At 40.7% G+C, this 7,651-nt stretch carries 4 protein-coding genes; all 4 read left to right on the top strand.

Going from position 1 to position 7,651, the window contains the following annotated elements; translation table 11 throughout:
* Positions 1-1,011: MFS transporter (locus AC1DSE_RS26060; RefSeq protein ID WP_477528414.1), on the top strand; the 1,011-nt coding region annotated here is incomplete at its 5' end.
* 233 nt (positions 1,012-1,244) lie between these two features.
* A complete protein-coding gene (locus AC1DSE_RS26065; RefSeq protein ID WP_477512649.1) occupies positions 1,245-1,463 on the top strand; it encodes a hypothetical protein in 219 nt (72 codons plus the stop codon).
* Positions 1,464-1,789: 326 nt separating this feature from the next.
* Positions 1,790-2,776 carry an S-layer homology domain-containing protein gene (locus tag AC1DSE_RS26070; protein WP_477512650.1) on the top strand — a complete coding sequence of 329 codons (987 nt, stop codon included), beginning with the start codon at positions 1,790-1,792 and terminating at the stop codon, positions 2,774-2,776.
* Between the two features lie 5 nt (positions 2,777-2,781).
* Positions 2,782-7,651 (top strand): Athe_2463 domain-containing protein (locus AC1DSE_RS26075; RefSeq protein WP_477528415.1); only part of this gene is annotated, 4,870 nt, incomplete at its 3' end.

Raw genomic sequence — 7,651 nt, forward strand, 5'->3', positions numbered from 1 at the left:
CGCTGGAAGCCGCGGCTCACGATGATTTGGTGTGACTTTTTATCAGCGTTATCTGTGTTTGTTGTACTGATTACATTGCTTTACGGTTCGTGGCATATGGTGTATTTTGCAACGTTTGTATCGGCAATCCTATCACAATTTTCACAGCCCTCTGCTATGAAGCTGTTTAAGCAGCATATTCCAGCAGAGCAATTGCAATCAGCGATGGCGATGTTCCAATCGCTTATGGCGATATTCATGGTGCTTGGTCCGTCACTTGGTGTCATATCGTACCAAAAGTTCGGCATCGAAGTTTCCATTGGAGTAATGGGTGTAGCGTTCTTGCTCTCCGCTGTCGTTTTGTTCAGAATTCCGCGTGATCGTGAAGTGGAGAAAACAGACGCTGCATTGGAGAGGCATTTCTGGAAAGAGTTCAAGGATGGATTCAAGTATGTATGGCGCAGTCCAGTCTTGAAAGCCCTTGGAGGTACGTTTGCATTAGCGGGCACGGCGGTAGGAATTGCGCAGACGCTTGGCTTGTTCATCGTGCTTGAACGTCTGGGTCAGCCTAAGGAGTTTTTGCAATATATTCTGATGGTTAACGGGATAGCGATGCTGGTTGGCGGCGGGGCTGTCATGGTTATAGCCAAAAAAGTAGCTCCGCAAAAGCTGCTCGCAATTGGCCTATTGATGAGCTCGCTTTGTATGATTGGTGTAGGCTTATCAACAAGCATACCGATTACATTAGTGCTGCAATTTATTAGCGGTTTAGGTTTCCCGATGATTCAAATCGGTATTAGCACAATGATTTTGCAATATTCGGAGGAGTCCTATACGGGACGGGTCAATGGCGTGCTTACCCCGATGTTTATGGGAATGATGGTTATTATGACACTTGTTGCCGGACAGCTCAAAACGGTGTTTCCGCTCGTCGGCATTTATTGCGTCGCGGGATCGATTATGTTCTTGGGTATGCTGCTCCTTGTTCCGTTGTTCAAGCATAAACCGCTTGTTGTTCAGTCTAGTTCTTAGTTGGAGAGAAAGTATAGTCATAATGAATAGGGATACAGAGCATGGATGGGGAATAAACCTCAATGCTCTGTATTTTTTTGTTAAAGCAAAAATGTGCGTGCGCAAAATAGATTTCGGAAAACACTAAATCTATTTTCGTTGTTGATCGGTAAGTTGATTGTTAATCTATAAAAGATGATGTGAATTTCAAAGTGTTAAATGTATCTTTAAAACTTGGAGGGAGAGGTCTGTATATGAAGGTGGATCGATTATTGCTCATATTTGGGATTCCACTAGCAGTCATCTTTGGAGGCGGCGGCTTAATTAATACGGACAATCCTGATTACTATATGTATATCGGGTTATTAGGATCGGTTTTCGTTATTGTATCTTTTATTATGAAATATTATAAAAAGAATCAAAAGCAGCAGAATATAATAAAATCAAAAAACATTAACGATAGAAGTGATTAAACCTATATATTGACAGATTCTCCGGTGTGAAGTAACATTTGCTGTAGTTGATATGTAGGATAGCGAAGCACGCTTATTCCCTCGATAGAGGGAGGGGCGTGCTTTTTTGCGTTGCTTCAGCAGTGTTTCTTGGGAGAGTGGCCTGCTGATGGGGGGAAGGAATGTTGTCGAAATACGGGAAACTTTGGAGGGAAAGGGGATAAGAAAAGAAGGGAAAAGAGACGGGCAAGAAGAATGATTATGATGTTGCTGTAAAAAAATGTGTTAAAAATGTTTTTTAGTTCACTGGTGAATTTTTATCATCCTAATAAATGGAGTGGTTAAATATGCGGAAAATAGGACAAATCATGCTCGCAATTACGTTATTGGTGACGATTCTTATAAATACGAAGATAGCTGCGGCAGCAGTTGCCTTTACAGATACAAAAACGCATTGGGCAAAGGATGAAATTGCGACGGCTGTTAATCAAGGATGGATTAATGGTTATGATGCAATAACATTTAAGCCAAATGCGAACATGACGCGCGCAGAATTTTTGAAATCGATTGTGGCGGCGATGAAGGTGAAAGTGGAAGATACAGATACGCCTTTTGTTGATGATACGGGTTGGTTCCGCTCGTACATTGCAACAGGATTGAAGCAATCCATTATTAAGGTTGGGGACTATCCAGAAAATACATTTGAACCAAATCGTATGATTACGCGAGAAGAGATCGCGCGTATGACGATCCGTGCGCTAGGTAAAGATGCCGAAGGCGTAAAGTCGGGTTATTTGGCTGTGGCAAAGAAACTGGAAATTATGAAGGGTTATCCCGATGGTTCGATGGGCGGGGAGAAGAATGCAACTCGTGCTGAGGCAGTGGTGATGATTCTGAATACGTTGATGGCGAAGAATCCTCCAGCGCCAGTTACGTCATATCCCAAGACAAAAGAACAACTTAATACAATGATTAAGTCATTATCAGGTTTTAAAGGGAATACGACTTTTGGTCATAATGGAATTGTATTGATTAACTCAAAAGGATCAGATGAGTATTTTGATAATACACTAGCCATTGAATACGTAAGTGAATTAAAAAAAACATCAATTATTATTTCAGAATCTACGTCTGAAAACCAAAGCATTGTTAAAGAATTATTAAAATATTATTATCCAAAATCTTTTGAAAAGGCCTATGCGAGCTATATCAAAGTTAATGGTTTAGAATCTACTAATTCAAATAGTGTGTTCGAGTCTAAATACGATAATCGCACTTTTAAAGTTTATAAGGGGAATGATAACAAAACAGTAATGATCCGGATTGGAGAATGATGTACTTGTACAAGAAACTACGAAAAAATATAATATTGACTTTGATAATTTTACTATTAGTAACGTCTTTCCCATTTAATGTTGAAGCAGCAGGTAGCCAAGATTGCCCTCTACCATCATCTTATGATTCAGAGGCGTTAATTCTAATTGAGCAGAACAACCTTCCTACTTCTATAGAATCTGGAAAGGGAAAAAAAGCATTAAACGGAAACTTTCTTTCAAATAAGTGCGGTATGGKTGGGAAGTTGGTTGTATACGGATCTCCCCTTCACATCTCTACAGCAGAGGGAAATACGTTTGATCAAGGACAATGGCGTTACCTTGGTTGGGATATTAACGGAAATCTTTATCGTAACTGGTTATTTCGTAGTGATTCAAGAGCTACCTTAAATGTAGCTAAAAATTGGGTGAAAACACCTTGGAATACATCAGTAGGAGAAAGTAAGCAAATTACCCCAACTCCATTATTAACATCCCATCCTGATGCGAAAAAATGGTTGGAGGCTATTGTAGACCCATATAAAGAATCTCCGACATTTGTTCAGAGTTATAATAAACGAACAAATAAAGGATGGACGGGAGATACGCTTAAAGACTATGTGATTATCCAGCAAGTACCAACAGACTACACTCCTGGGATTGTTCAAATGTGGAATATTTGGCAACCTGACGGATCTTGGTGGTACGAGATGTTTTATATACCACCATTAAACAAGTTAGAGGTTAAGAAACAGCCTGACCTCATTATCAGTGAGTTGATTAGTCCAACTGACGCGTGGGTAGGCGATTCGGTACCAATAAAGATTACAACAAAAAATCAAGGTAAAGAAACTAGCGGCGCTTTTACGGTAGGTATTGTTGGCACAACAATTAAATCAGAACTCATTTCAAACATACCTCCCGGACAAATCAAAACAGTGACCGTCAATGTATCCTCAGCATCAAGCGGAATTAAGAGCTTCACAGCGAAGACTGATTTTGGTGAAGCCGTCATCGAATCAAACGAAAATAACAACACCAAAGATTTTAAAATTGCATTCAACAAAAAGAACGAACCCACTACTCCAATAGCTATCATCTCTCATAAAGAGGGAGACCATCGAACAACCCCCGAAATAACCATGAAGCCGGCAACAGAGCCGATGCTTGATGACAAACTCTCCTATTCACCAGGCAAGGAATCAATCACCATTCGAGAATGGAAATATAAAAACCCAACAGGTAAAACGATTGCGACAAAACCAACAGCAAAAGATTTTGCTGCTGAAGGGAAATACATAATTGAGCTGCGTGTCACCAATAGCGCAAAAAAAGTTTCGGAATGGGCGCAGCTGATAATAAACGTGGCAAATAAAGCAACGCCTAACCCAAGCGCAAGCCCTACGCTAACTCCTGAGCCAACACCTACACCTAAACCTGATTTAAAAGCGGATATAGAATTTGATCCCCCTAGTATCATTGCAGGGGAAAAGTCCTCGCTTATAAATCGGTCAAAAGGATTGAACGGCTACACATGGACATTCACGGAAAACTTGAGCGCAGTACTACCAAATAATACAGACTTTGAGTTTTTGTACAAGACGTATTCAAATCCTGGGTTTTATACRGCTGAAATTRTCGTAACTGATGAATTTGGTGGATCKCAAAARGATACTGCATTRCTTCGGGTTGTMGATCCCAAACCAGTAGCYATCGTRTCRGGAATAACACGTGTKRTACAAGGRAGACCKYTAGAGCGGCCWTACAAYCTYTTAAAYTCGTATACWCCWTTAGAGGATAGAGGCGAAAAAATWGATTTTAGCAAGTCRGAGATGCGYTATAAAAAAGTRGGYGATGCAGCSTATACAAATGGSTGGTTYACCRTAACGCCTGCTAATTTAGGCGAATATAGTATTGAAGGAAAGGTTTATGACACGACTGGAAGAGCTAGTGATTGGGATGATTTGATTATGGAGGTTATACCTGATCAACCACCTACAGTCGAAGTGATAGCGCCTGAAGAATCATATCGAGGTAACGGATTTATGCTTTATATCGATGCTGAGAGTCCTGACGGCGATATTCTAAATCATCTTTTTCTCGAAGAGCGATATGACCAAGATGGTGATGGAAACTATGAGGAAGAAGCGTGGAAAGCCTTATATGATGGAGTTTTTAAAACAACACATTCGCTCAATTACTCCAAAGTAGGGAAGAGGCAATATCGTGCTACCGTGACAGAAGACTATGGGTTAAAAGGTAGTTCGGGCATTGCTACTACTGATATTCTGAACTACGCGCCGTCTGCTAACTTCAACGTGTTTGGAACTACCCAGCAGCCAGGACAGGGAGAAGACAGCGGCCCACCAGTTACGAACTACTCAACACAATCGATTTTCCGTTCTTGGACGGCTAAGACGCCATACAAAGGTGGAAATGCCCAAAAAGCGGCATGGAAAGCGGATGCTACTACACTATCGACAAAAAATGGAGTATACGCAAACTTTTCTGTTGGATACCCGAACTCAGGAAATGGAGCGAACTCACGAACCAAATATCAGCTTGCTGCAGATATTGTTGCTAAACCCACTTGGAGTGTGCCAGTTACAGAAATATTATTCAACAAGGTTTTCGGTGGRAACCGACTATATTCTTATAATCAAAATTATAGCTTGCCTAACTATCCCTATACATTTTATGAACGAAATTCAATTACAGGTGAGCTTTTGAGGACGGTTAATTTTGATACCCCAGGTGGCTTCACGCTTATGGAAATTGGCGGAGATGAAACATTTTACTTTAAAGATAGTAGACAAAATGCAGCCAACCCGTATTTAGCGGTCATTGCGAGGTACGATAAAAATGGTGTATATCTTGATTCAATTAATTTGCAATCTAGTTTAACATCACCTAGCGGACTAGGCAGCGGAATTGGACCGGCTCTCGTGCAAATMTCAWATRATGGCGARTATATGTATGTRGCTAGTAAATTCTCGTATGATGTGCCAGARCAATATAATTATAATTACAATAATCAATTGCGAATTTTCAAATACTCCTTAAAAACGAAAAGCTTAGTGTGGGAAGCRCCAGGRGAGAACTTGGATCGWGGATTTATTWCAAACATYAACTTGACCGAAGATGATAACGGAGATGCRTACTTYACGTATAACTTTGAAGATCGCTATTCTTCTGGWTTAGGAGGAGTGAGAGGTCTCGTTGTACAAGTGAAAAAAAATGGTGTAGCTCGTACCGTTACTGTAGGGGGTGCAATTGGACTATCTGCGGCTTCCATATCTGATTCAAAAAGATTTGTATATGTAAATTATGTGTCCATGGGTAGCAGTAAAACAGGTACTACTATGTTTGAGGCAATTGAGAGCGGTACTRACTATTACGGTGAAGAAATATTTAAGAGYGCTTTTGGAAGAAGGRTTGTCAGTTACGAAAGTTCACATCCATTAGGTTATTCAGATGTAGCACCCAATGCAAATCCAATCGTATTTTCCAATTTATTGACGTATTCCCAAGGTAGAACGCACGAATCGTATAATGCATTTTTYAATTACTATGGAGACCAACACGGCGGTTTTCAAGGTGTAGATTATGGTGCAAACCTTGGTAAAATATTTATCAATCAATACGATCAGATTATTTATCCATCGTTTATGGGTGTGGGAAGCTCTTGGGGTGATCCCGATGCACCTAAAAAAATATGGGCCACGCTGTATAACGCAACAACCAATAGTGTCATTGCCCAGACGCCATATTCCGGACCAGAACCAGGAAATAATCAAAAGCAATCAGGAACATCAACCCCTATTTTACCCGATGGCTCCATTTATGTTTTTTACGAAAAAAATGTCATGCCTTTTGTTTCAGCTAACGCTAATGGAACATTAAAGGAAATAGATGCAAATACCGTTGAAATTACGAGCGACGATTGGGGCGGACTGCTCTATGATGCAGGAAGCTCTATGAAAAACTACGCCTTAGAATTTCATGCGAATGTAAGTGATTTAAGAAACGACAAGGTTATCGGAGCTGCTTTTCAGATTCAGAATGAGAAGAATATGTATGCTATGGAGTGGAGCAAGAACACCCTGTCGCTATTCCGTGTGGTCAATGGTGCGAAAACGTTATTGCAATCTGCACCTATGACACGAACTGCATTTAACACGTATCCGATTAAAGTAGAATCGGTTAATGGTATTCAGCGCGTATACGTGAATTATGTGAAAGTACTAGAGGTTGCCGATGGTACGTATACAAGAGGCAACGCGGGATTAATGTCACTTGGGCAATCCAACGCTGTATTCTCTAATGTGAAGAAAACGAACTATGGTGACACCTACACCGAACAAACCTATGATTCCGTTCTCGTCAATGATCCGATCTCTTATGAAAAACTGTTCAATGACGTTGAAAAAGATCCAATGGGAGCAGAAGAGTGGAGCTACAGCCATAATCCAAACTTCTTTGAAAATCCAGAAGGGTTGAGCATTCGTAGCGGAAAAACGTATGGATCAACCATAAACGCGCTAGAGAAACCTGGGGTATATGAAATTACCTTCCGAGTTAAAGACAACCCTGGTCTTTCTGCTTATAGCAAATGGTCAGAGCCTGTTAAAAAACTGCTTTATGTACATCGACGACCGGTCGCGCAGCCGGATGTTAGGTTTACAGGCAAGGTTTTTTCAGAAGGTGAAGCACTAGATTATGAAACATTTGATACCTCTTATGATCCTGATATTGCTCATATTTTATCAGACAAGTTATTCCGTACACGGTGGGCTGACCAAACCACATGGACAGTCGGGAAACGAGAGTACTATAATCGTCCTGGTGTGGAGTTGATCATACAGGAGCAAGTACGAGATATTCATGGCGCTTGGT

It is taken from the genome of Paenibacillus sp. 01L418, from assembly GCF_056400045.1.

Excerpts from the sequence above, each read along its gene's own strand:
- AC1DSE_RS26065 (WP_477512649.1), top strand. The coding sequence starts at position 1,245 with ATGAAGGTGGATCGATTATTGCTCATATTTGGGATTCCACTAGCAGTC.
- AC1DSE_RS26070 (WP_477512650.1), top strand. The coding sequence starts at position 1,790 with ATGCGGAAAATAGGACAAATCATGCTCGCAATTACGTTATTGGTGACG.